At 74.3% G+C, this 19,803-nt stretch carries 19 protein-coding genes; 7 read left to right on the top strand and 12 right to left on the bottom strand.

The features are described from left to right. Nucleotide 1: 1 nt before the first annotated feature. On the bottom strand, nucleotides 2–3,274 hold the full coding sequence (locus tag J7I94_RS21015) for a BTAD domain-containing putative transcriptional regulator (RefSeq protein WP_215168777.1): 3,273 nt from the start codon (nucleotides 3,272–3,274) through the stop codon (nucleotides 2–4). A 174-nt stretch (nucleotides 3,275–3,448) separates the two neighbouring features. Here J7I94_RS21015 and J7I94_RS21010 point away from each other — a divergent pair, with 174 nt between their 5' ends. After that, the gene (locus J7I94_RS21010; RefSeq protein WP_251075476.1) at nucleotides 3,449–4,279 is read left to right on the top strand and encodes a site-2 protease family protein; all 831 of its coding nucleotides are present in this window, start codon (nucleotides 3,449–3,451) and stop codon (nucleotides 4,277–4,279) included. A 1-nt stretch (nucleotide 4,280) separates the two neighbouring features. Here the strand turns inward: J7I94_RS21010 and J7I94_RS21005 are convergent, their stop codons facing one another. From J7I94_RS21005 to J7I94_RS20990, 4 genes are all read right to left on the bottom strand, one after another. After that, nucleotides 4,281–4,445, bottom strand: coding sequence for a hypothetical protein (locus tag J7I94_RS21005; RefSeq protein ID WP_215168775.1), 165 nt, complete (start codon nucleotides 4,443–4,445; stop codon nucleotides 4,281–4,283). A gap of 64 nt (nucleotides 4,446–4,509) precedes the next feature. Next, nucleotides 4,510–5,226 (bottom strand): NADPH-dependent F420 reductase, encoded by a 717-nt coding sequence (npdG, locus tag J7I94_RS21000; RefSeq protein WP_215168773.1) that lies wholly within the window; start codon nucleotides 5,224–5,226, stop codon nucleotides 4,510–4,512. Nucleotides 5,227–5,235: 9 nt separating this feature from the next. After that, nucleotides 5,236–6,324, bottom strand: coding sequence for an exo-alpha-sialidase (locus J7I94_RS20995; protein ID WP_215168771.1), 1,089 nt, complete (start codon nucleotides 6,322–6,324; stop codon nucleotides 5,236–5,238). A 153-nt stretch (nucleotides 6,325–6,477) separates the two neighbouring features. Beyond that, a complete protein-coding gene (locus J7I94_RS20990; protein ID WP_215168769.1) occupies nucleotides 6,478–6,696 on the bottom strand; it encodes a hypothetical protein in 219 nt (72 codons plus the stop codon). Between the two features lie 58 nt (nucleotides 6,697–6,754). On the opposite strand from J7I94_RS20990, the gene map reads away from it, so the two are divergent. Together map and J7I94_RS20980 are read left to right on the top strand one after the other, a co-directional pair. Next, nucleotides 6,755–7,612, top strand: a complete 858-nt coding sequence (map, locus tag J7I94_RS20985) for a type I methionyl aminopeptidase (protein WP_215168768.1) — start codon at nucleotides 6,755–6,757, stop codon at nucleotides 7,610–7,612. A 134-nt stretch (nucleotides 7,613–7,746) separates the two neighbouring features. Then, nucleotides 7,747–8,394, top strand: coding sequence for a heme oxygenase (biliverdin-producing) (locus J7I94_RS20980; RefSeq protein ID WP_215168766.1), 648 nt, complete (start codon nucleotides 7,747–7,749; stop codon nucleotides 8,392–8,394). 68 nt (nucleotides 8,395–8,462) lie between these two features. Here J7I94_RS20980 and J7I94_RS20975 read toward each other — a convergent pair whose 3' ends face one another. Further along, nucleotides 8,463–9,272: an endo alpha-1,4 polygalactosaminidase gene (locus J7I94_RS20975; RefSeq protein ID WP_215168764.1), complete on the bottom strand. Its 810-nt coding sequence runs from the start codon at nucleotides 9,270–9,272 to the stop codon at nucleotides 8,463–8,465. A gap of 192 nt (nucleotides 9,273–9,464) precedes the next feature. Then, nucleotides 9,465–10,148: a PhzF family phenazine biosynthesis protein gene (locus J7I94_RS20970; RefSeq protein ID WP_215168762.1), complete on the bottom strand. Its 684-nt coding sequence runs from the start codon at nucleotides 10,146–10,148 to the stop codon at nucleotides 9,465–9,467. A gap of 74 nt (nucleotides 10,149–10,222) precedes the next feature. On the opposite strand from J7I94_RS20970, the gene J7I94_RS20965 reads away from it, so the two are divergent. The 3 genes from J7I94_RS20965 to J7I94_RS20955 all read left to right on the top strand — a co-directional run bounded on the left by J7I94_RS20965 (nucleotide 10,223) and on the right by J7I94_RS20955 (nucleotide 13,220). Continuing rightward, on the top strand, nucleotides 10,223–11,323 hold the full coding sequence (locus tag J7I94_RS20965; RefSeq protein ID WP_215168760.1) for an iron ABC transporter permease: 1,101 nt from the start codon (nucleotides 10,223–10,225) through the stop codon (nucleotides 11,321–11,323). Then, a complete protein-coding gene (locus J7I94_RS20960; protein WP_215168758.1) occupies nucleotides 11,320–12,153 on the top strand; it encodes a heme ABC transporter ATP-binding protein in 834 nt (277 codons plus the stop codon). Before J7I94_RS20965 ends, J7I94_RS20960 begins: the two co-directional genes overlap by 4 nt. A gap of 92 nt (nucleotides 12,154–12,245) precedes the next feature. Then, complete coding sequence (locus J7I94_RS20955) at nucleotides 12,246–13,220, top strand: hypothetical protein (RefSeq protein ID WP_215168756.1); 975 nt, start codon at nucleotides 12,246–12,248, stop codon at nucleotides 13,218–13,220. Nucleotides 13,221–13,248: 28 nt separating this feature from the next. Here J7I94_RS20955 and J7I94_RS20950 read toward each other — a convergent pair whose 3' ends face one another. The 5 genes from J7I94_RS20950 to J7I94_RS20930 all read right to left on the bottom strand — a co-directional run bounded on the left by J7I94_RS20950 (nucleotide 13,249) and on the right by J7I94_RS20930 (nucleotide 18,484). Beyond that, nucleotides 13,249–13,977, bottom strand: coding sequence for a bifunctional DNA primase/polymerase (locus J7I94_RS20950; protein WP_215168755.1), 729 nt, complete (start codon nucleotides 13,975–13,977; stop codon nucleotides 13,249–13,251). A 125-nt stretch (nucleotides 13,978–14,102) separates the two neighbouring features. Then, complete coding sequence (locus tag J7I94_RS20945; RefSeq protein WP_215168753.1) at nucleotides 14,103–14,756, bottom strand: TetR/AcrR family transcriptional regulator; 654 nt, start codon at nucleotides 14,754–14,756, stop codon at nucleotides 14,103–14,105. Nucleotides 14,757–14,794: 38 nt separating this feature from the next. Then, nucleotides 14,795–15,784: a small ribosomal subunit Rsm22 family protein gene (locus tag J7I94_RS20940; protein WP_215168750.1), complete on the bottom strand. Its 990-nt coding sequence runs from the start codon at nucleotides 15,782–15,784 to the stop codon at nucleotides 14,795–14,797. A gap of 217 nt (nucleotides 15,785–16,001) precedes the next feature. Next, nucleotides 16,002–17,186 (bottom strand): serine hydrolase, encoded by a 1,185-nt coding sequence (locus tag J7I94_RS20935; protein WP_215168749.1) that lies wholly within the window; start codon nucleotides 17,184–17,186, stop codon nucleotides 16,002–16,004. Next, entirely contained in the window at nucleotides 17,129–18,484 is a 1,356-nt protein-coding gene (locus J7I94_RS20930; protein ID WP_215168747.1) for a multidrug effflux MFS transporter, read from the bottom strand. Before J7I94_RS20930 ends, J7I94_RS20935 begins: the two co-directional genes overlap by 58 nt. Nucleotides 18,485–18,573: 89 nt before the next feature. Between J7I94_RS20930 and J7I94_RS20925 the strand changes: the two genes are divergently transcribed. After that, entirely contained in the window at nucleotides 18,574–19,590 is a 1,017-nt protein-coding gene (locus tag J7I94_RS20925; RefSeq protein ID WP_215168745.1) for a Gfo/Idh/MocA family protein, read from the top strand. Nucleotides 19,591–19,803: the final 213 nt, after the last annotated feature.

Here is a 19,803-nt window from a genome sequence, read left to right as displayed (position 1 = left end):
GTCAGACCAGGGCGGCGGCCTCCTCGACGGAGAGGCCGCCGCCCTCGGCGTACGCGGCCTCGTACGCCTCGTCGGTCAGCGCGGCGCGGGTCCACTCGACGGCCCGCGTCCGCGCGGCCCGCTCCATGACGGTCTCGACGTGGTCGCCCGGCAGCAGCGCGGCGGCGGCGCCGAGGCAGCGCGCGGCGTCCGCTGCCCGGCGCTCCCCGTCGACCCGGGCCAGGGCCAGCGCGGCCATCACCAGGTAGGCCGGCCGCATGTGCGGCGCGATCGTCTCGGAGAGCGGGTCCCGGCCCGCCACCAGCGCCTCCCGGACCCTGTCCAGGGCGTCGTCGTACCGTCCCTGCAGCGCGTCGACCCAGGACTCCGCGCCCTTGATGAAGGCGTCGAAGACGACGAACTGGTCGAGGGCGAACGACTCGCGCAGCAGGCGCAGCTGTTCGCGTGCCTCGGCGACCCGGTCGTCGGCGCCGAGCTGTCCGGCGAGGAAGAGCCGGGCGGCGGGCATGGCGCCGTTGTGCGGGGCGTCCGCGGTGCGGTCGATGACCTCACGCAGCAGGCGTTCCCCCTCCTCGGCCCGGCCCGCGCCCAGCAGCGCGCTGCCCCGGCGGGCGTCGAGGACGTCCACCTGGGCGTGCGCGCCGAGCTGTTCGGCGTACTCCCGGGCCTCCGCGTAGTCGTCGGCGGCGCCCGCGAAGTCGCCGACCCGCTCGCGGACCTCGGCGCGGGCGGAGAGCGCCTCGGCGACGCCCCAGATGTCTCCGACGCCCCGGTAGATCTCCAGGGACTCGTCCGCGTCCCGTCTGGCGTTCGCCACCCAGCCGGAGCGGTTGGCCAGCAGGTTGGCACGCATCTGGAGGGCGCCGGCCAGCTCCCACTCGAAGCCCGGGGTCCGGCGGCAGGTGCGCACCGAGGCGTCCATGATCTCGCGCAGCCGGTCCAGGTCGCCGGTGAGCAGCACCGCGTAGAACCAGATCATGCCCGGGCTGCGGCAGGTCTGCGGCTGGCCGGGCTCGTAGGCGCTCGCGATCGCCCGCAGTTTCCGCTGGGCGGCCGGGTCCTGCCAGGCGGACAGGTCGGTGTCCATGCAGGCGAGGTGGGCCAGGTGCACGCCGCGCCGGGCCTCGTCGAGGAGCGCGCCGGTCATCGGGGGCGGGGCGCCGGTGCAGCGCTCCCAGACCGGGGCGGCGGGCCGGACGGGTTCGGCGAACGGGTCGGGGCCGAGGGCCATGACCTCTTCGCACCAGGTGCGGGCCTCGATCCGCAGGTCGCGCACCTGCCAGTACCAGACCAGGGACAGCGCCAGGCAGAGCGCCTCCTGTTCGTCGCGTTCGGTGACTGCGTGCCGCAGCGCGGTGCGGATGTTCTCGTACTCCCGCTCCATGCGCTCTGCGGCGGCGATCTGACCGGGGCCGCGCAGCAACGGGTCGGTGGTGCGGGCGAGTTCGCGGTAGTACGTCAGGTGGGCGCGTTCGGCGGCGGACCGGCCGCCGGTCTCGTCGAGGCGTTCACCCGCGTACTCGGCGACGGTCTCCAGGAGCCGGTAGCGCATCTCGCCGCCGCCGCCCGCGGGGGCGGCCACCACCAGGGACTTGTCGACGAGGGAGCCGAGCGCGTCCAGGGCGGCGGGGCCGCAGACGGCCTCGGCGGCGGCCAGGTCGCAGCCGCCGGCGAACACCGACAGGCGGCACAGCACCTCCCGTTCGTCCTCGTCCAGCAGCTCCCAGGACCAGTCGACGACCGCGCGCAGGGTCTGCTGGCGGGGCAGGACGGTGCGGCTGCCGGAGGTGAGCAGGCGGAAGCGGTCGTCGAGCCGGTCGGCTATCTGGCGGGGGGTCAGGACCCGCAGCCGGGCGGCGGCCAGTTCGATGGCGAGCGGCAGGCCGTCCAGGCGGCGGCAGATCTCGGCGCAGGCGTCGGGGTCGTCCTCGACGCGGAAGCCGGGGCGGGCCGCCCGGCCCCGGTCGGCGAGCAGGCGCAGCGCGGACGGCTCGGGCAGCGGTTCCACCGGCCGCAGCAGCTCCCCCGGTACGCCGAGGGGTTCCCGGCTGGTGGCGAGGACGGTGACGCCGGGACAGCGGGCGAGGAGTTCCTCGGCGAGGCGGGCGGCGGCGTCGACGAGGTGCTCGCAGTTGTCGAGGACGAGCAGCATCCGGCGCCGCCCGCAGTGCTCGACGAGGCGTTCGACGGCGGTGGCGGGCCGGTCGGCGGCGACCCGCAGCTCCTCGGCGCCGGCGCCGTAGAGCACGGTCTCGCGGGCTCCTACGGCGGTCAGCACGGCCTCGGGTACGGCGGCGGGGTCGTCGACCGGGGCGAGTTCGGCGAGCCAGGCGCCGTCCCGCGCGGTGTCCCCGGCGGCCTCGGCGGCTTCCAGGGAGAGCCGGGTCTTGCCGGAGCCGCCGGGGCCCAGCAGGGTGACGAGCCGGGTGGCGCCCAGGTCGGCGCGGAGCGTCTCCAGGTCGGTGTCCCGGCCGACGAAGGAGGTGAGGCGGGCCCGGAGGTTGCCCCGGGGGCGGGCCGGGCGGGGTCCGGGCGGCGGCGGGGCCTCGGAGCGCAGCAGTTCGGCGTGGAGGGCCCGCAGTTCCGGTGCCGGGTCGGAGCCGAGCCGGTCGGCGAGCAGGCGGCGTACGTCCTCGTAGGCGGCCAGTGCCTCGGCGGTGCGGCCGGTGCCGCGCAGGGCGCGCAGCCGCAGCGCCTGGAGGGGTTCGTCCAGGGGGTGGGCGTCGCACAGGGCGGTCAGCTCGGGCAGGAACCGCTCGGCGTCGCCGAGCCGCAGCGCGGCGGTGTGCCGGGCGCGCAGCGCGTCCAGCCGCCGGGTCTCCCAGCGGGCCGCCTCGGCGGTGCGGTCGGGCAGGTCGGCCAGGACCGGGTCGCGCCACAGGGCGAGGGCGTCGTCGAGGACGCCGGCCGCCTTGTCCGGGTCGCCGTCGGCCAGCGCGCGGGCGCCCTCGCCGGCCAGCCGCTCGAAGCGGTGCAGGTCGACGTCGTCGGGGGCGGCGGTGAGCCGGTAGCCGCCGTCGGCGAGGGCGACCGCGTCCGCGCCGAGCGCCCGGCGCAGCCGTCCGACCAGGGCCTGGAGGGCGCCGGTGGGGTCGGCGGGCGGGTCGTCGGCCCACACCTGGTCGACCAGCAGGCCGGGCGGTACGGTCCGGCCGGCCCGCAGCGCGAGCACGGTCAGCAGCGCGCGCAGCCGCGCCCCGCCGACCGGGACGGGGCTGCCGTCGGGGCGGAATGCCTGGGTGGTGCCGAGGATGCGGTAGCGCACGGGGTCCATTCTCTCCGGGGACGCGTCCGCGCCGCCTCCGGGTTTACCGGGGCATGGAACCGGCGGTCCCCCGTGGGACGTTCCCACCCCGGCACCGGTACGGTCGAGCCCCTCCCCGAGCCCCTCCCCGAGCCCGCACCGCGAACGCGCACCACGAGCCCCGAGCACAGGAGCCCCGCTGTCATGACCACCGCCCCCGCCCGCCCCAGTGACGATGGGGGTCCCCCCAGGCCGTTCAGGCACTGGGGGAGGGTCTCCCCCGTCTTCCTCGGGATCGTCGCCGTCGCCGCGGTCACCGGCTGGGCCACCTGGACCGGGTTCGCCGAGCAGCCGGGGCTGGCGGTGTTCCTGTTCGTGACGGCCGCCTGGGTCGTCTCCCTGTGCCTGCACGAGTACGCGCACGCCCGCACCGCCCTGCACAGCGGGGACGTCTCGGTCGGCGCCAAGGGCTATCTGACGCTGAACCCGGCGAAGTACACGCACGCGCTGCTCAGCATTGTGCTCCCCGTCGTCTTCGTCATCATGGGCGGCATCGGTCTGCCGGGCGGCGCGGTCTTCATCGAGCGGGGCCGCGTCCGGGGCCGCTGGCGGCACAGCCTGATCTCGGCGGCGGGCCCGCTGACGAACGTGGCGTTCGCCGTCGTGTGCACCGCCCCGTTCTGGCTGGACGCGCTGGACGGCGTACCGGGCGACTTCCGGCTGGCCCTCGCGTTCCTCGCGCTGCTCCAGGTCACGGCGGCGATCCTGAACTTCCTGCCGGTGCCGGGGCTGGACGGCTACGGGGTGATCGAGCCCTGGCTGCCGTACAGCGTGCGGCGGCAGCTGGAGCCGTTCGCCCAGTTCGGGCTGCTGTTCGTGTTCGCGCTGCTGTGGGTCCCGGCGCTGAACGGCGTGTTCTTCGACGCGATCGACGCCGTACTGCGGTCGCTGGGCATCAGCGACTTCGACTCGTACTGCGGCTTCGAGCTGTACCGCTTCTGGCAGACGGACGAGCTGTGCACGATGGGGTCGTGACTCAGGCGCGGCGGCGCTTGAAGTAGTACCAGCACATGTTGGACGACAGTCCCGCCAGCAGCACCCAGACCACGCCGACCAGGACGACGCCCTCGGCGAAGGAGACGACGGCCGCCACCACGGCGAGCACGCAGACGATCAGGGCGTAGAGGGCGAGGCGGGGCATGAGGTCGGCTCCTGTCGGGGGACACGGGCGGTCTGGCTGCTGACCACCAGTGTCCCCCATCGCCTCATACGTCCGTGACGCGGAGTCCCGCGTGGGCCTTGTAGCGGCGGTTGACGGAGATCAGGTTGGCGACCAGCGACTCGACCTGGTGGGCGTTGCGCAGCCGCCCGGCGAAGACGCCGCGCATGCCGGTGATGCGGCCGGCCAGCGCCTGGACGGTCTCGACGTCGGCGCGGGCCTCGCCGAGCACCATCACGTCGGTGTCGATGGCCTCGATCTCCGGGTCCTGGAGGAGGACGGCGGACAGGTGGTGGAAGGCGGCGGTGACCCGGCTGTCGGGGAGCAGGGCGGCGGCCTGCTCGGCGGCGCTGCCCTCCTCGGGCTTGAGGGCGTAGGCGCCCTTCTTGTCGAAGCCGAGCGGGTTGACGCAGTCCACGACGAGCTTGCCGGCCAGCTCCTCGCGCAGGGAGGTGAGGGTGTCGCCGTGTCCTTCCCAGGGCACGGCGACGATCACGATGTCGCTGCGGCGGGCGGTCTCGGCGTTGTCGGCGCCCTCGACGCCGAGGCCGATCTCCTCGGCGGCGGCCCGGGCGCGGTCGGCGGCCCGGGAGCCGACGATCACCTTCTGGCCGGCCCGGGCCAGGCGGTAGGCGAGGCCCTTGCCCTGCGGCCCGGTCCCGCCGAGGACGCCGACGACCAGGCCGGATACGTCGGGGAGGTCCCAGGGGTCCTTGGCGGGGGCCTTCTGCTGTGCGGCGCTGTCGCTGTCGGTAGAGGTCATGGGCCGACTCTATGCGGGTCCGCCGGCGGACACCGCGAGCCGCCGGAAGGTGATCGTCTCGTACGGTCCGGCGTCGCCGGTCTCGTAGAGCAGGCCGACCGAGCGGGCGCCGACGGGCACCAGGTCGGAGTAGGCGGCGGGGCGGTCGTCGACGGTGTGGGCCGGGCGCCAGCCGGTGCCGCCGTCGGTGGAGACGCGCAGGGTCATCCGGGCGCGGGCGGCGGGGTCGGCGGGGCCGGAGAAGAGCAGGGGGCCGGCGTCGGGGAGGGCGAGGACGCTGCCCTGGCAGACGGGGCCGGACAGGTCCGGCTGCCGGCGGAAGGGGGCGGTCAGGGTCCGGCCGCCGTCCTCGGAGTACGCGTCGGCGCGGGGGCCGGGGGACGGGGGCATGGTGCGGGCGTTGACGTAGAGGCGGCCGTCGGGGAGTTCGGCGGCGGTGGACTCGTTGGCGGCGACGCGGGTGGCGGTGCCGTCGCCGTCGTCGACGTAGCCGAGGTACCAGGTGGCGCCGTCGTCGTCGCTGAGCAGGCAGTGGCCGCCGTCGGGGCCCTCGGGCAGGGAGTGGTTGGCGGGGACGACGACGCGGCCGGTGCGCAGGCGCAGGGCGTGGCCGGGGCCGGTGGCGTACCAGCGCCACTCCGGGCGCTTGACCCGGTCGGTGATCTCCCGGGGCGGGGACCAGGTGAGCCCGTCGTCGTCGCTGTGGGTCACCCACACGCGGCGCCCGTCCTCGGCGGTGACCTCGCCGCGGCGGATGGCGGCCTCGGTGGCGTGCGCGGCGTTGCGGACGTGGACGAGCAGGACGCGGCCGGTGCCGAGGACGACCGGGGCGGGGTTGCCGGCGAGGTCGTCGCCGTTCTCGGCGGCGACGACGAGGGGGCCCCAGGTGCGGCCGCCGTCGGTGGAGCGCTTGACGGCGACGCGGATGGTGCCGTGGTCGGCGGGGCCGGTGGCGCGGGCCTCGCAGAAGGCGAGGACCGTGCCGGTCGCGGTGCGGACGACGGCGGGGATGCGGTAGCTGGCGTGGCCGTCCTCGCCGGCGCGGAAGGGGACGGAGGGGGCGCCCTCCGGGCGGGTGCCGGGGCCTGCGGCGGTCATGGGGGCTCCTGTTGTCGTGGGTCGGGTGCGGGTGGTTCGTGGTTGCTCGCGCGGTTCCCCGCGCAACCTGTGGGGCGCGTTCACCGCATGTCCCTCAAGGGGCGCGGGGAACCGCGCGACCAGCCACCCCCTACCCGCGGCCGCCCCGCGAGATCACTCGGGCTCCGGCGCGTCGTGCCACTTGGGGTCGTTCTCCCACTGGAGGTTGCGCTCACGCGCCGTCCGCATCGCCTGCTCCGCCTCCGTGCGCGACGCGTACGGACCGAAGCGGTCCTTGGCCGGGCACTCCGGCCCCTCCTCGACCTTCTGGTGCTGGAGGCAGTAGTACCACTCGCCCGGTTTGCCGACCGTACGCTTCTTGAACAGGGCCATGACCGGCTCCTTTCGCCAGGGACATGGTCTCGTATGCCCGCTGGTTAGACTCGCTGACATGTCTGGCCAGTCGCTGCTCGTACCAGGGGAGCTTTCTCCCAACCGTTCCGTACCCGGAAACATCCGCCGGCCCGAGTACGTCGGCAAGCCCGCCCCGACGCCGTACACCGGTCCGGAGGTGCAGACGCCCGAGACGATCGAGGCGATGCGGGTGGCCGGGCGGATCGCCGCGCGGGCGATGGAGGAGGCCGCGAAGCTCATCGCACCGGGGGTGACCACGGACGAACTGGACCGGGTGGCGCACGAGTACATGTGCGACCACGGGGCCTACCCGTCGACGCTCGGCTACCGCGGCTTCCCCAAGTCGCTGTGCACCAGCGTCAACGAGGTGATCTGCCACGGCATCCCGGACTCCACGGTGCTGCGCGACGGCGACATCGTCAACCTCGACGTGACGGCGTACATCGGCGGCGTGCACGGCGACAACAACGCCACCTACCTGGTCGGTGACGTCGACGAGGAGAGCCGGCTGCTGGTCGAGCGGACCCGGGAGTCGCTGAACCGCGCGATCAAGGCGGTCCGGCCGGGCCGGCAGATCAACATCATCGGGCGGGTCATCGAGTCGTACGCGAAGCGGTTCGGGTACGGCGTGGTGCGGGACTTCACCGGGCACGGCATCAACTCGTCGTTCCACTCGGGGCTGATCATCCCGCACTACGACAGCCCGCACGCCACCACCGTCATCCGGCCCGGGATGACCTTCACGATCGAGCCCATGCTGACGCTGGGCACGCACGAGTACGAGATGTGGGACGACGGCTGGACGGTCGTGACGAAGGACCGCAAGCGCACGGCCCAGTTCGAGCACACCCTGGTGGTGACGGAGACCGGCGCGGAGATCCTCACGCTGCCCTGACGCCCTCCCGCGCCCCCGCCGACCCGCTCTCTTCCGGAGGGCGGGTCTTTTCGCGCGCCCCCGGGTACGCTTTTACCGACAGGCCGTCGGCAAGCTATTGACTTAGGTAAGCCTAACCATAGAAGATCGGGCGCATGGACTCCTTCTCGACGCTCATCCGCACCGCCTCCCACGCGCAGCATGTGGAGGCCGAGACCTCGACGTTCATGAGCGATCTGCTCGGCGGCCGGCTCGGCGTGGACGCCTACGCGCGCTACACCGAGCAGCTGTGGTTCGTGTACGAGGCGCTGGAGGCCGCCGCCGGGCGGCTCGCGGCCGACCCGGTGGCCGGGCCCTTCATCCAGCCGGAGCTGGAGCGGCTGCCGTCGCTGGAGCGCGACCTGGCGCATCTGCGGGGCGCGGGGTGGCGGGCGGGGCTGGCCCCGCTGCCGGCCACCGAGGAGTACGCGGCCCGGGTGCGGGAGTGCGCCGAGCAGTGGCCGGCGGGTTATGTCGCCCACCACTACACGCGCTACCTGGGCGACCTCTCCGGCGGCCAGATCATCCGCGACAAGGCCGAGCGGACCTGGGGTTTCGCGAAGAAGGGCGACGGGGTCCGGTTCTACGTCTTCGAGGAGATCACCAACCCGGCCGCGTTCAAGCGCGGGTACCGGGAGCTGCTGGACGGCATCCGGGCCGACGAGCTGGAGCGGCAGCGGATCGTGGCCGAGTGCAAGCGGGCGTTCGCCCTGAACACGGCGGTCTTCCGGGCGCTGGGCGAGGAGTTCCCGCTCAGCGCGTAGCGGCGGCGGGCGGGTGTGGGGCGCCGGGGCGGGGCGGTACTCCGTCCCGGCGCCCCCGTTTCAGGGGTTCAGCAGGTCTCGCGGACGTACTCGCCGCTGCCGGGGGTGGTGACGTCGTAGTCGCGCTTGACGATGCTGAGCGTGTCGCCCCAGCCGGCGCAGGCGTTGGCCATGCCCTCGTCGTCGTACTCGATGACGATCACGTGGTCGTCGAACGCCTCGGTGTAGGTGTCGCACTCCTCGTACCTGCCGCACTCCTCCGCCACCGCGAAGTCGAGGCCGTTGGCCTCGCGGTTCGCGGCCAGGTCGGCGGTGTTCTTCTGGGCGATCGCCAGGCCGGCGGCGTGCGCGCGGGCGGCGAGCCGCTGGATCAGGTCCTGGGCCTGGGAGGCGTCGAGCAGGTCGGAGAAGCGGTCGTAGGTGTCGAAGTTGTCCGGTTCGACGGCCTGGTAGCCCTTGGCCGCGCAGTCGTCGATCCAGCCGCCCACCTTCTCCGCGATGGCCTTGCGGTTGGCCTCGGTGGTGATGTCGAGGACGGCCTCGCCGGCCCACTCGTCGTCGTAGACGACGTTGCCGTCGGCGTCCTGGAGCAGCAGGCCCTTCCACTCGCCGGCGGCACCGGGCTGGGTCTGGAAGGCGTTGACGTAACAGATGTTGTACAGGCCGCTGACCGGGGAGTCCTCGTGGTCGCGGGTGACCACCTCGACACCGGCGGGCGGGGTGTAGGCGCCGCCGATCTGGTAGTCGAAGCCGGCGCCGGCGGGGGGCAGCGTGATCGTGGCGGCGGTGGCGTTGCCGGGGGCACACACCAGGGCGGCCAGCGCCACGGCGCCGGCCGCCGTCAGGGCAGTGCGGGAGTGCAGGGGAGAACGGCTCATCCTTCGAGCTCCATACGTTGCGGATACGTCCCCGCCTCGGACGCCCTACGGCGGTCCTGGCGACTCGGTCCGGGCTGCTGGCTGGGGGTGCCAATTACCGGCTGGGCGTACCTCTTCGCCGACTGTGGGGGTCGGCGCGCCCGAGTAAATCGATCACCTGTTGCCCTGTCAAGAACGGCCGGTTACGGGGAATCAGCGCTCCAGGAACACCCGTCCGCCGATCTCCACCCACCCGTGCGGCTGCGGGGCGGTGAGGATCTGGGAGCCCGATCCCTGGGTGATGTTGAGCGCCCGGCCCAGCCGGTCGGTGAGCAGCAGGGCCGCCGCGCCCGTCGCCTCGTCCTCGTCGATGCCGTCGTCCCGGCCGGGGAAGCCCCGGGCCCGGATCCGCCCGGCCGCCTCGTCCTCCCACGCCCAGGCGTAGATCCTCCCCCAGACTTCGTCCGGGGGGACCCCCATCTCGCTTCGCTCCCCCTTCGGCGGCACCGGCAGGTCGTCGACCTCGGCCGGGGTGGCGTACTGGCGCAGGGTGCGCGGCGGGGCCCACTGGGCGCGCGCCTCGATCCAGCTGAACTCCCCGTCCTGCCGGGCGCCCACCACCCCGGCCGGGGTGACGAGCTCGGGCACGTCGAGCAGCCAGGACGTGCCGACGCAGGGATGGCCGGCGAAGGGCAGGCGCAGGGTCGGGGTGTAGATGTCGATGACGCCGCGCTCGGGGTCGTCGACGAACACGGTCTCGCTGAAACCGAGTTTGGCGGCGAATGCCTGGCGCTCCGCCCGCTCCGGCAGCACGGAACCGTCCCGGACGACGCCGAGTTCGTTGCCGTAGCCGCCGTTCGCCGCGCAGAAGACGCGCAGCACGTCGTAGTCAGTCACGGGAGCATTGAAACACCGGCGGCCGCCCGGGACTTCAGTGGCGAACAGAGGTTAGCCTCACCTAATCTGTGTTGATGACCACCGTGGACACCGTGGACGACAGACCCGTCGGGCGTCCGCCCGCCGCCCCCGCCCCGCCGCGCGGCCGGCGTTCCACCGCCTGGCTGCTGACCGCCGGCCTGGCCGCCGCGCTGCTGCTCCTGGTCCCGGTCGCGGCCGGGACCGGCGCCTATCCGGTGCCCGTCGGTGACGTGGTCGGCTCGGCCCTGCACCGCGTCGGGCTCGGCGGCGCCGCGCTGGACCGGGTCGCGGAGTCGGTGCTGTGGAACGTACGGTTCCCGCGGATCGTGCTCGCGCTGCTGGTCGGCGCCTCGCTGGGCTGCGCGGGCGCGCTGATGCAGGGCGTGTTCGGCAATCCGCTGGCCGAACCGGGCGTCATCGGCGTCTCCTCGGGCGCGGCGGTCGGCGCGGTCGCCGCGATCGCCTTCGGGCTGGGCTTCCTCGGCACCTGGACCGTCTCCGTCTTCGCGTTCGCCGCCGGGCTCGTCACGGTCCTGGTGGTGTACGTCATGGCGCGCTCCGGGGGCCGGACGGAAGTGGTGACGCTGATCCTCACCGGCATCGCGGTGAACGCCTTCGCGGGCGCGCTGATCGGCCTGTTCCTGTTCTTCGCGGACACCGCCGCCGTCAACCAGATCACCTTCTGGCAGCTCGGCTCGCTCGCCCAGGCGACCTGGCCGAAGGTCCTCGCCGTGCTGCCGTGCGCGGCGATCGGCCTGGGGCTGGCCCCGCTGTACGCCCGCCGCCTGGACCTCCTCGCCCTCGGCGAACGCCCCGCCCGGCACCTGGGCGTGGACGTGGAGCGGCTGCGGATCGTCCTGATCCTGGTCATCGCGCTGCTGACGGCGGCGGCGGTGAGCGTCTCCGGTGTCATCGGCTTCGTCGGCCTGGTCGTCCCGCACCTGCTGCGGATGGTGGCCGGGCCCGGCCACCGGTTCCTGATCCCGGGCAGCGCCCTGCTCGGCGCGCTCGTCCTGCTCGCGGCCGACCTGGCCGCCCGGACCGTCGCCCAGCCCGCCGAACTGCCCCTCGGGGTGCTGACGGCGCTGCTGGGCAGTCCGTTCTTCTTCTGGCTGCTGCGCCGCACCCGGCGCGGACAGGGAGGCTGGGCATGAGGCTGCCGCGGCTCGTACCGCCCCGGCCGGCGCCGCCCGCCCCGGCCGCGCCCGGCGAGATCCTGGCCGAGGCCGAGGACGTACGCGTCCGGCTCGGCGGCCGGCCGGTCCTGGACGGCGTCGACGTCACCGTCCGGGCCGGCCAGGTCCTCGCGCTCGTCGGCCCCAACGGGGCGGGGAAGTCCACCCTGTTGGGCGCCCTGGCCGCCGACCTCCCGGCGGCCGGCGGGACCGTCCGCGTCCACGGCCGCCCCGTGGCCGACTGGTCCCCGGCCGAACTGGCCCTGCGCCGGGCCGTACTGCCCCAGTCCGCCGCGCTGTCCTTCCCGTTCGCGGTCGAGGAGGTGGTCCGGATGGGCCGCGCCCCGTACGCCGGTACGCCGTCGGCGGACGAGGACGACACGGTGGTGGCCGAGGCGATGGCCCGTACCGAGGTGAGCGCCTTCGCCGGGCGGCCGTTCTCCGCGCTGAGCGGCGGCGAACGCGCCCGCGTCGCCCTGGCCCGGGTCCTCGCCCAGCGCGCCCCGGTGCTGCTGCTCGACGAACCGACCGCCGCCCTGGACCTGCGCCACCAGGAACTGGTGCTGCGGCTGTGCCGGGAACGGGCGCGGGCCGGGGACGCGGTCGTCGTCGTCCTGCACGACCTGGGCCTGGCGGCGGCCTACGCGGACCGGGCGGCGGTGCTGCGGGCCGGCCGGGTCGCGGCCGACGGGACGCCGGGCGAGGTGTTCCGCGCCGACCTGCTGTCGGAGGTCTACGACCAGCCCGTGGAGGTACTCCCCCACCCGCGCACCGGCGCCGTCCTGGTCACCCCGCGCCGCGACCCGTGAGCGCCGCCCGACCCGGTATCCGGTCCCGGCGTCCGCGCGGCGCCGGGCACCGGTAGGGTTCGCCTCCGGGAAGGGGAAGGTGAAGGAACCTGATGAGCAGGCTTGACCGGAGCGTCCTGACAGGGGCCGCCGTGATCGCTTTGTCGTTGACGGCGAGCGGGTGCGTGGTGGTGCACGGCGAGCGCGAGGTGCTGCCCGGAGCCACCCGCGCGGAGGCCGCCGAGGCACTGGCGGAGTTCACCGCCGCGTACAACAAGGCGGACAAGGCGTACGACGGTTCCCTGGACGCCGATCACACCACCGGGGCCCTCGCCGACATCGACGCGGCCCGGCTGAAGGCCGGCAGGTCCAACAACCCCGACGGCAACCCGTCGTACAGCCCGTTGAAGCTGACCGACGTCACCTACACGATCCCGAAGAAGGCGGGCTGGCCGCGCTGGTTCCTCGCCGACGCCCGCGGCAACAAGGGCGGGGACGTGCGCTGGCTGCTGGTGTTCACCCGGGACGGCCTGGACGAGACCTGGCAGGTGGCGTATCTGACGCTCGTCGCCCCCGACGACGTGCCCGAGTTCAAGACCGACAAGGACGGCTGGGCGGAGGCCGTGTCCACGAACTCCGCGCAACTGGCCGTCAGTCCCGCCAAGTTGAGCAAGAGCTACACGGACTACCTCCAGGACGGCGGGGACGGCTTCGCCCCCGGCGCGCACACCAGCGCCTGGCGGGCGCAGCGCGACACACAGGCGAGCCGGCCGGGGCTGGCCACGCAGTACATCGACAAACCGCTGACCGACGGCGACTACGCCCCGCTGGCGCTGCGCACGGAGGACGGCGGCGCGCTGGTGTTCTTCACCACCCGGCACTACGAGAAGCAGACCGCCGCGCGGGGCGCCTCGGTGCCCACGCCCAACAAGGACGTGCTCGCGCTGACCGACGGCGAGATCAAGCAGGCGCTGACGATGGAGTTCGTCTCCAACGAGGTCGCCTTCGACCCGGCGGGTGACTCCGCCGAGGACGAGGTGTCGATCCTGGGGCGGGTCCAGGGACTGACCTCGGCGAAGGGCGAGTGACGCGGGGCACTCGGGCCGGTCGCGGGGGTCAGTGGCGCAGGGGCCAGGCGGTGCCCGCCTGGTCGGCGTCGGTGCCGGCGTGCCGGGCGCACGCGTCGGTGAGCGCCTCCAGCAGGGTGAGCGGGTCCGGCAGCGGGTGCTCCGGGCCCCGCACCCAGTGCACGCCGTGGTCACCGGGCAGCCGGGCGGGCGGTACGAGGACGTAGGAGCCGCGGCAGTGCCAGCGCAGGCCCGGGTGCTCGTCCGTGGTGTCGGGGTGGCAGTCCAGTTCGCACGGCCACCACTCGTCCTCGTCCTCGGGGGTACCGCGGGTGAGGGTGAAGAAGAGCATGCGGCCGTCGTCGCTCTCGGCGACCGGGCCGACCTCGACCCCGGTGGCGAGCAGCCGCTCCAGCGCCTCGCGGCCGGCCTGGAGGGGGACGTCGAGGACGTCGTGGACCATGCCGGTGGCGGTGATGAAGTTGGCCTGCGGCTGGTGGCGGGCCCAGCGCTCGATCTGCGCGCGGTCGGTCGTGGACTGGGTCTGCCAGGCGAACGAGACGGGGTGGCGGGCGGGGGTGGGACAGCCGACGCGGTCGCACGAGCAGCGGTAGCCGGCCGGGTGCGCGGCGGGCGCGAGCGGCAGTCCGGCCGCGGCGGCGGCGAGCAGCAGGGTCTCCCGGCCGCCCTCGTCGGCGGCCTGTTTCGGGCGGCGTCCGCGCAACCAGTGGGAGAGCCTGCCCTGTAGGCCGCTACGGCCGCCGAACTCCGCGCTCATCTATCCCCTCGCCTCGCCGTCGTGCGCATCAGCATGCCCTATGGTCCCACCATTGTGCGCGCCGGGACCGGGAAGGGACATGGTTCCCAGGTCAGCGATGTCCGGCGGCCGCTGGGCGAGACCGTTCAGCGCGGAGCGAGACCGTGCAGGGCGTAGTCGACGAGGGTGTCGGTGTACTCGTAGGAGAACGGTGCCGTGCGCTGGAGCCAGCGCTGGGCCAGCGGGGAGACGAAGAGCTCCAGGGCGATGCGCGGGTCGATCTCCGGGCGGACGTCGCCCGCCCGCTGCGCGGCGCGCAGCCGGTCGACGTAGAGCTGGAGCGAGGGCTCCAGCAGCTTGGCGACGAAGGTCCGGCCCAGTTCCTCGTCGACGACGCCCTCGGCGGCCAGGGCGCGGGCCGGGGTGGCGAACCTCGGGTCCCGCAGTTCGTCGACGGTGGCCCGCAGCACGGCCTTGAGGTCGGCGGCGAGATCGCCGGTGTCCGGTATGCCGTACGAGGCCGGGTCCGCTTCCGGTTCCCGCCCCGCCTCCTGCTCCCGCCCGGCCTCCGCCGCCTCCGCCGCCTCCGCGGCCTGCCGCTCGCCGAGGTCGAGGAACGCCTCCAGCAGGACGTCCGCCTTGGAGGACCACCAGCGGTAGATGGTCTGCTTGCCGACGCCGGCGCGGGCGGCGATGCCCTCGATGGTCGTTCTCGGGTAGCCGACCTCGCCGACGAGGGCGAGGGCGGCGTCGTAGATGGCCCTGCGGGACTTCTCACTGCGGCGTCTGGGAGCGGGCATGGGACGAATCTACCAGGACGGCAAGACGGTGCGTCTCGTCACGCGGGCGGCCAGGGGTCGCCCCAGTCCGTGTCGCGGGCCGCCCGGTACAGGTCGCCGTGGCGTTTGGTGACCGTGGTGCGGCGCAGCGCCGGTTCCCGCTCGCACAGATCGAGCAGGACCTGTCCCTTGCGGATCTGCGGGCGGCGGACCACACGGGAGTGGGCGGGGGTGACCGGCACCGGCGGGCGGGCGGCGGCGACGTAGGCGAACTTCTCGTCCTCGTAGGCGAGGGAGCCGCCCTTGACCTGGCGGTGCAGGGAGGAGCGGCTGACCCGGGCCGAGAAGTGGCACCAGTCGGTGCCGGGGGCGATGGGGCAGGCGGCGCTGTGCGGGCAGGGGGCGGCGACGTGGAAGCCGGCGGTGACGAGCCGGTCGCGGGCCTCGATCACCCGGGCGTAGCCGTCGGGTGTGCCCGGTTCGACGATCACGACGGCCCGCGCGGCGCCGGCGGCGGCGTCGACGAGGGCGGCGCGGTCGGGGGCGGTCAGCTCGTTGAGGACGTAGGAGACGGTGACGAGGTCGGTGGGGTCCAGGGTGAGCGCCGCTCCGATCCGCGAGCGCTGCCAGCGTACGGCGGCCAGGGCCGGCTCGGCGGCGGCGATCTCCCGGCCGAGGGCGAGGGCGGGCTCGGCCCAGTCGAGCACGGTCGAGGCCCGCTCCCCGTCCCAGGTGGCGCCGACGGCCCAGGTCGCCGCGCCGGTGCCGCCGCCGACGTCGGTGTGGGAGGCGGGCGCCCAGCCGGGCACGGCCGCCGCGAACGCGGCCAGCGCCGAGCGGACCGCCTCGAAGGTGGCGGGCATCCGGTAGGCGGCGTAGGCGACCACGTCGGCACGGTCCCGCAGGATCGGCGCGTCGGTCGGGGTGGCGCCCCGGTAGTTGGCGATCAGCCGCTCCACGGCCTGGGCGGCCTGTCGCGGCGGCAGCCCGTCGAGCAGCCCGGCGAGGGCGGTGCGCAGGGTGTCGGCGGGCGGTGCGGGGGCGTTCACCCAGCGATTCTAAAGGTGAGCAGTCGCCGCCCACCTGTCCCCCATCCGCTCATACGAGCGGGCTGATGGCAGGGGCAGCCCTGCCGCTCACCGGCCCCGTCGCCGCCGCCTCCCACAGGCACCACCCGACTGACGACGGCAGAAGGCCAACAGTCACCGCCCACCTGTCATCCATCCGCTCAAGCGAGCGGCCGGATGACAGGAACGGCCCATCCGCTCACCGATCCCGTACCGCACGCGCCACCTCCGTCGCCACCGCCGCCCGGGGGCGGCTGTCCGGCGGGCGCCGGCAGGGGTGGACCGTGTTGGCGAGGAGCACCACGAAGGTGTCCGTCGCCCGGTCGATGACCAGGCTCGTGCCGGTGAAGCCGGTGTGGCCGGCCGCCCCGCGCCCCGCCAGTTCCCCCATGAACCACGGCTGGTCGAGGGCGAAGCCCAGGCCCGGCGGGGCGAGCAGCAGCTCCGTGAAGCCGGGGCCGAGGATGCGGGCCGGGCCGTAGGAGCCGCCGGACAGCAGCGCCCGGCAGAACACCGACAGGTCCCGGGCGGTCGAGAACAGCCCGGCGTGACCGGCCACCCCGCCCAGCGCCCAGGCGTTCTCGTCGTGCACGACCCCCCGCAGCATCCCCCGGTCCGCCTTGGCCCAGGGCCGCCGCTGGTCCTCCGTCGCCGCCGCCCCCGGGCACGGCCCGAAGCGGGTGGCCGTCATGCCCAGCGGCCGGGTGATGCCGTCGTGGACCAGGACGTCCAGCGCGCGGCCGGTGATCCGTTCCAGGATCTGCTGGAGCAGCAGCATGTTCACATCGGAGTAGCGGTACGTCCCGACCGGCCCGGCCGGTGCCTCGGCACGGAGCCTCGCGAGCCGTTCCGCGCCGTCGGCGCAGTCGTGGAGCGGCAGCTCGGGCCGCAGCCCGGAGGTGTGGGTGAGCAGGTGCCGCACGGTGAGGCGGTGTACGGCGGCGGCGCGGAAGTCCGGCAGGTACGCGCCGACCTCGGCGTCGATGCCGAGCGTGCCCCGCTCGATCTGCTGGACGGCGGCGACCGCCGTGAACAGCTTGGTGAGGGAGGCCAGATCGAACGGGGTGCCGGGGGTCACCGGCACCCGGGAGGAGGCCGGCAGCTCCACGCCCGTACCGCCGCGGGCGTCGTACGCCGCGTACCGCACGGCCCAGCCCGCCGCCTCCTCGACGGCGAGCACGGGTCCGCGGCCGACGGCCACGACGGCCCCGGCCGCCCAGGGGGGTTCCCCGGCGGTGAGGTCCCGGACCCGCTGGACCAGCCGACGCGGCAGGCCCGGGTCGAGTCCGGCCCGTTCCGGCGCGTCGCTGCGCAGCCTCGGTGCGCTCAGCTTCCTTCCCCCTCCGCTCCCGCGCGTGCCGTTCCGGCCTTCCAGGGACGGCACATTCCCATGAAGCAGGCCAGTGCCACCAGGGCCGCGGCCAGTTGGACGACGGCCATCGGGACGGCGGTGTCCTCCCCGGCGACGCCGACCAGCGGGGAGGCGAGCGCGCCGATCAGGAAGGTGGACGTACCGAGCAGCGCGGAGGCCGACCCGGCGGCCCTCTTCACCCGCATCAGGGCCAGCGCCTGGGTGTTGGGCATGGCGATGCCCATCGCGGACATCAGCACGAACAGGGTGGCGGCGACCGGCGCCAGTCCCACGTCGCCGAAGGCGCCGAGGGACATCAGCAGCAGCGCGGTCGCGGCGGCGATGACGACGGTGAGGCCGATGGCCAGCACCCGCTCCAGGGGGACCCGGCCGACGAGCACCTTGCCGTTGATCTGGCCGACGACGACGAGGCCGACCGAGTTGAGGCCGAACAGCAGGCTGAAGGTCTGCGGGGATGCCCCGTAGATCTCCTGGACGACGAACGGGGAGGCGGAGACGTAGGCGAACAGCGCGGCGAAGGCGAAGCCGCCCGCGAGCACGTACCCGGTGAACACCCGGTCGGCGAGGTGGCCCCGCATCGACCGCAGGGCCTCGCCGATCCCGCCGCCGTGCCGCTCGGCGGCCGGCAGGGTCTCCGGCAGCCTGGTCCAGACGACGGCGCCGAGCACCACCCCGACGACGGCGAGCACGGCGAACACGCCCCGCCAGTCGGTGAACCGCAGCACCTGGCCGCCGATCAGCGGCGCGGCGATCGGCGCCACCCCGGAGACGAGCATGAGGGTGGAGAAGAACCGGGCCATGGCGACGCCGTCGTACAGGTCGCGGACGACGGCCCGGGCGATGACGATGCCGGCGGCGCCCGCGAGTCCCTGCGCCAGCCGGAAGGCGACGAGGAGTTCGAGGGTGGGCGCCAGGGCGCACAGGGCGGTGGCGAGGACGTAGACGGCGAGGCCGGCCAGCAGCGGGCGGCGGCGGCCCAGCCGGTCGCTGAGCGGGCCGATGACCAACTGGCCCAGCGCCATGCCGGCCAGGCAGGCGGTCAGGGTGAGCTGCACGGTCGCGGCGGACGCGTGCAGGGTGTCGGTGACCTCCGGGAGGGCCGGGAGGTACATGTCCAGGGCCAGCGACGGCGTCGCGGTCAGACCGCCGAGGACGAGTATGACGAGCAGGCCGGTACGGCCGACCGCGCGCGGCGGCGGTGGCGTGTCCGGTGACGTCCCCGGTGACGTGCCCGGTGACGTCCCCGGTGCTGGGTGCGGCGGTATGTGCGGCGGTGTTGTGTGCGACGCGGACACCCCTTGGTCGGCCATGCGCCCCCTCCCTCTTCGACGGATCCGCCGCCTATGCTCTCAGCTCGAACGATCAGCTTGTACGACAAATTCGGTGAGGGTGGGCACGGGTGGCCGAACAGAAGGTGCGCTGGGGAATTCTGGCGACCGGCGGAATGGCGGCGAGGTTCACGGCGGACCTGGTCGATCTGCCGGACGCGGAGATCGTGGCGGTGGCGTCGCGGACCGAGGCGTCGGCGAAGGCGTTCGCGGAGCGGTTCGGGATCGCGCGGGCGTACGGCGGCTGGGAGGCGCTGGCGCACGACGAGGACGTCGACGTGGTGTACGTCGCCACCCCGCACTCGTCGCACCGCGCGGCGGCCGGCCTCTGCCTGGAGGCGGGCCGGGGCGTGCTGTGCGAGAAGCCGTTCACGCTGAACGCGCGGGAGGCGGCGGAACTGGTCGCCCTCGCCCGGGAGCGCGGCGCCTTCCTGATGGAGGCGATGTGGATGTACTGCAACCCGCTGGTCCGGCGGTTGAAGGCGCTGGTCGACGACGGCGCGATCGGCGAGGTGCGCACGGTCCAGGCGGACTTCGGGCTGGCGGGCCCCTTCCCGCCCGCCCACCGGCTGCGTGACCCGGCGCAGGGCGGCGGCGCGCTGCTCGACCTCGGCGTCTACCCGGTCTCCTTCGCCCAGTTGCTGCTCGGGGAGCCGTCGCGGGTGACGGCGAGCGCGACACTCTCGGAGGAGGGCGTCGACCTCCAGACGGGCGCGCTGCTCTCCTGGGACAACGGCGCCCTGGGCGCGCTGCACTGCTCCATCGTCGGCGGTACGGCCAACTCCGCCTCGATCACCGGCTCGACGGGCCGCATCGACGTACCGGACGGCTTCTTCTTCCCCAGCCGCTTCGTGCTGCACCGGGACGGCCGCGACCCCGAGGAGTTCACGGCCGACCCGGCGGACGGCCCGCGGGCCAGTCTCGCGCACGAGGCCCGGGAGGTGATGCGCGCCCTGCGGGCCGGGGAGACCGAGTCCCCGCTGCTCCCGCTGGACGGCACCCTGGCGGTGATGCGGACGCTCGACGCGATCCGGGACCGCGTGGGTGTGCGCTACCCGGGCGAGGAGCCGGTGGCCACGCTCGCGTGAACGCGCCGGGACGGCCGTCACGACCGTCCCGGCCGAGCGGATCTACACAAGCGGAGTCGTGAAGTCCGCAGCATTGCGGCCCGTAGCCGCCTTATGCTCAACTCTCCTTCACCGAAGCTCCACAATCGGAGCGCCGGTGGGCATGTGGCGCCGACGGACCATCCCGAGGGGGGAGCAGCCGTTCCGCGGTACCGGCAGGGGGTGGACCCCGCG

Origin of the sequence: Streptomyces sp. ISL-12, assembly GCF_018614415.1 — a bacterium.
Lineage (GTDB): Bacteria > Actinomycetota > Actinomycetes > Streptomycetales > Streptomycetaceae > Streptomyces.
Note: the sequence above shows the minus strand (reverse complement) of the source record. Positions and strands in the feature narration are given on the sequence as shown.

What these genes read in the sequence shown, in the direction of transcription:
- J7I94_RS21015 (WP_215168777.1), bottom strand. Translation starts at nt 3,274, where the DNA reads ATGGACCCCGTGCGCTACCGCATCCTCGGCACCACCCAGGCATTCCGC.
- J7I94_RS21010 (WP_251075476.1), top strand. Translation starts at nt 3,449, where the DNA reads ATGACCACCGCCCCCGCCCGCCCCAGTGACGATGGGGGTCCCCCCAGG.
- J7I94_RS21005 (WP_215168775.1), bottom strand. Translation starts at nt 4,445, where the DNA reads ATGCCCCGCCTCGCCCTCTACGCCCTGATCGTCTGCGTGCTCGCCGTG.
- npdG (WP_215168773.1), bottom strand. Translation starts at nt 5,226, where the DNA reads ATGACCTCTACCGACAGCGACAGCGCCGCACAGCAGAAGGCCCCCGCC.
- J7I94_RS20995 (WP_215168771.1), bottom strand. Translation starts at nt 6,324, where the DNA reads ATGACCGCCGCAGGCCCCGGCACCCGCCCGGAGGGCGCCCCCTCCGTC.
- J7I94_RS20990 (WP_215168769.1), bottom strand. Translation starts at nt 6,696, where the DNA reads ATGGCCCTGTTCAAGAAGCGTACGGTCGGCAAACCGGGCGAGTGGTAC.
- map (WP_215168768.1), top strand. Translation starts at nt 6,755, where the DNA reads ATGTCTGGCCAGTCGCTGCTCGTACCAGGGGAGCTTTCTCCCAACCGT.
- J7I94_RS20980 (WP_215168766.1), top strand. Translation starts at nt 7,747, where the DNA reads ATGGACTCCTTCTCGACGCTCATCCGCACCGCCTCCCACGCGCAGCAT.
- J7I94_RS20975 (WP_215168764.1), bottom strand. Translation starts at nt 9,272, where the DNA reads ATGAGCCGTTCTCCCCTGCACTCCCGCACTGCCCTGACGGCGGCCGGC.
- J7I94_RS20965 (WP_215168760.1), top strand. Translation starts at nt 10,223, where the DNA reads ATGACCACCGTGGACACCGTGGACGACAGACCCGTCGGGCGTCCGCCC.
- J7I94_RS20960 (WP_215168758.1), top strand. Translation starts at nt 11,320, where the DNA reads ATGAGGCTGCCGCGGCTCGTACCGCCCCGGCCGGCGCCGCCCGCCCCG.
- J7I94_RS20955 (WP_215168756.1), top strand. Translation starts at nt 12,246, where the DNA reads ATGAGCAGGCTTGACCGGAGCGTCCTGACAGGGGCCGCCGTGATCGCT.
- J7I94_RS20950 (WP_215168755.1), bottom strand. Translation starts at nt 13,977, where the DNA reads ATGAGCGCGGAGTTCGGCGGCCGTAGCGGCCTACAGGGCAGGCTCTCC.
- J7I94_RS20945 (WP_215168753.1), bottom strand. Translation starts at nt 14,756, where the DNA reads ATGCCCGCTCCCAGACGCCGCAGTGAGAAGTCCCGCAGGGCCATCTAC.
- J7I94_RS20930 (WP_215168747.1), bottom strand. Translation starts at nt 18,484, where the DNA reads ATGGCCGACCAAGGGGTGTCCGCGTCGCACACAACACCGCCGCACATA.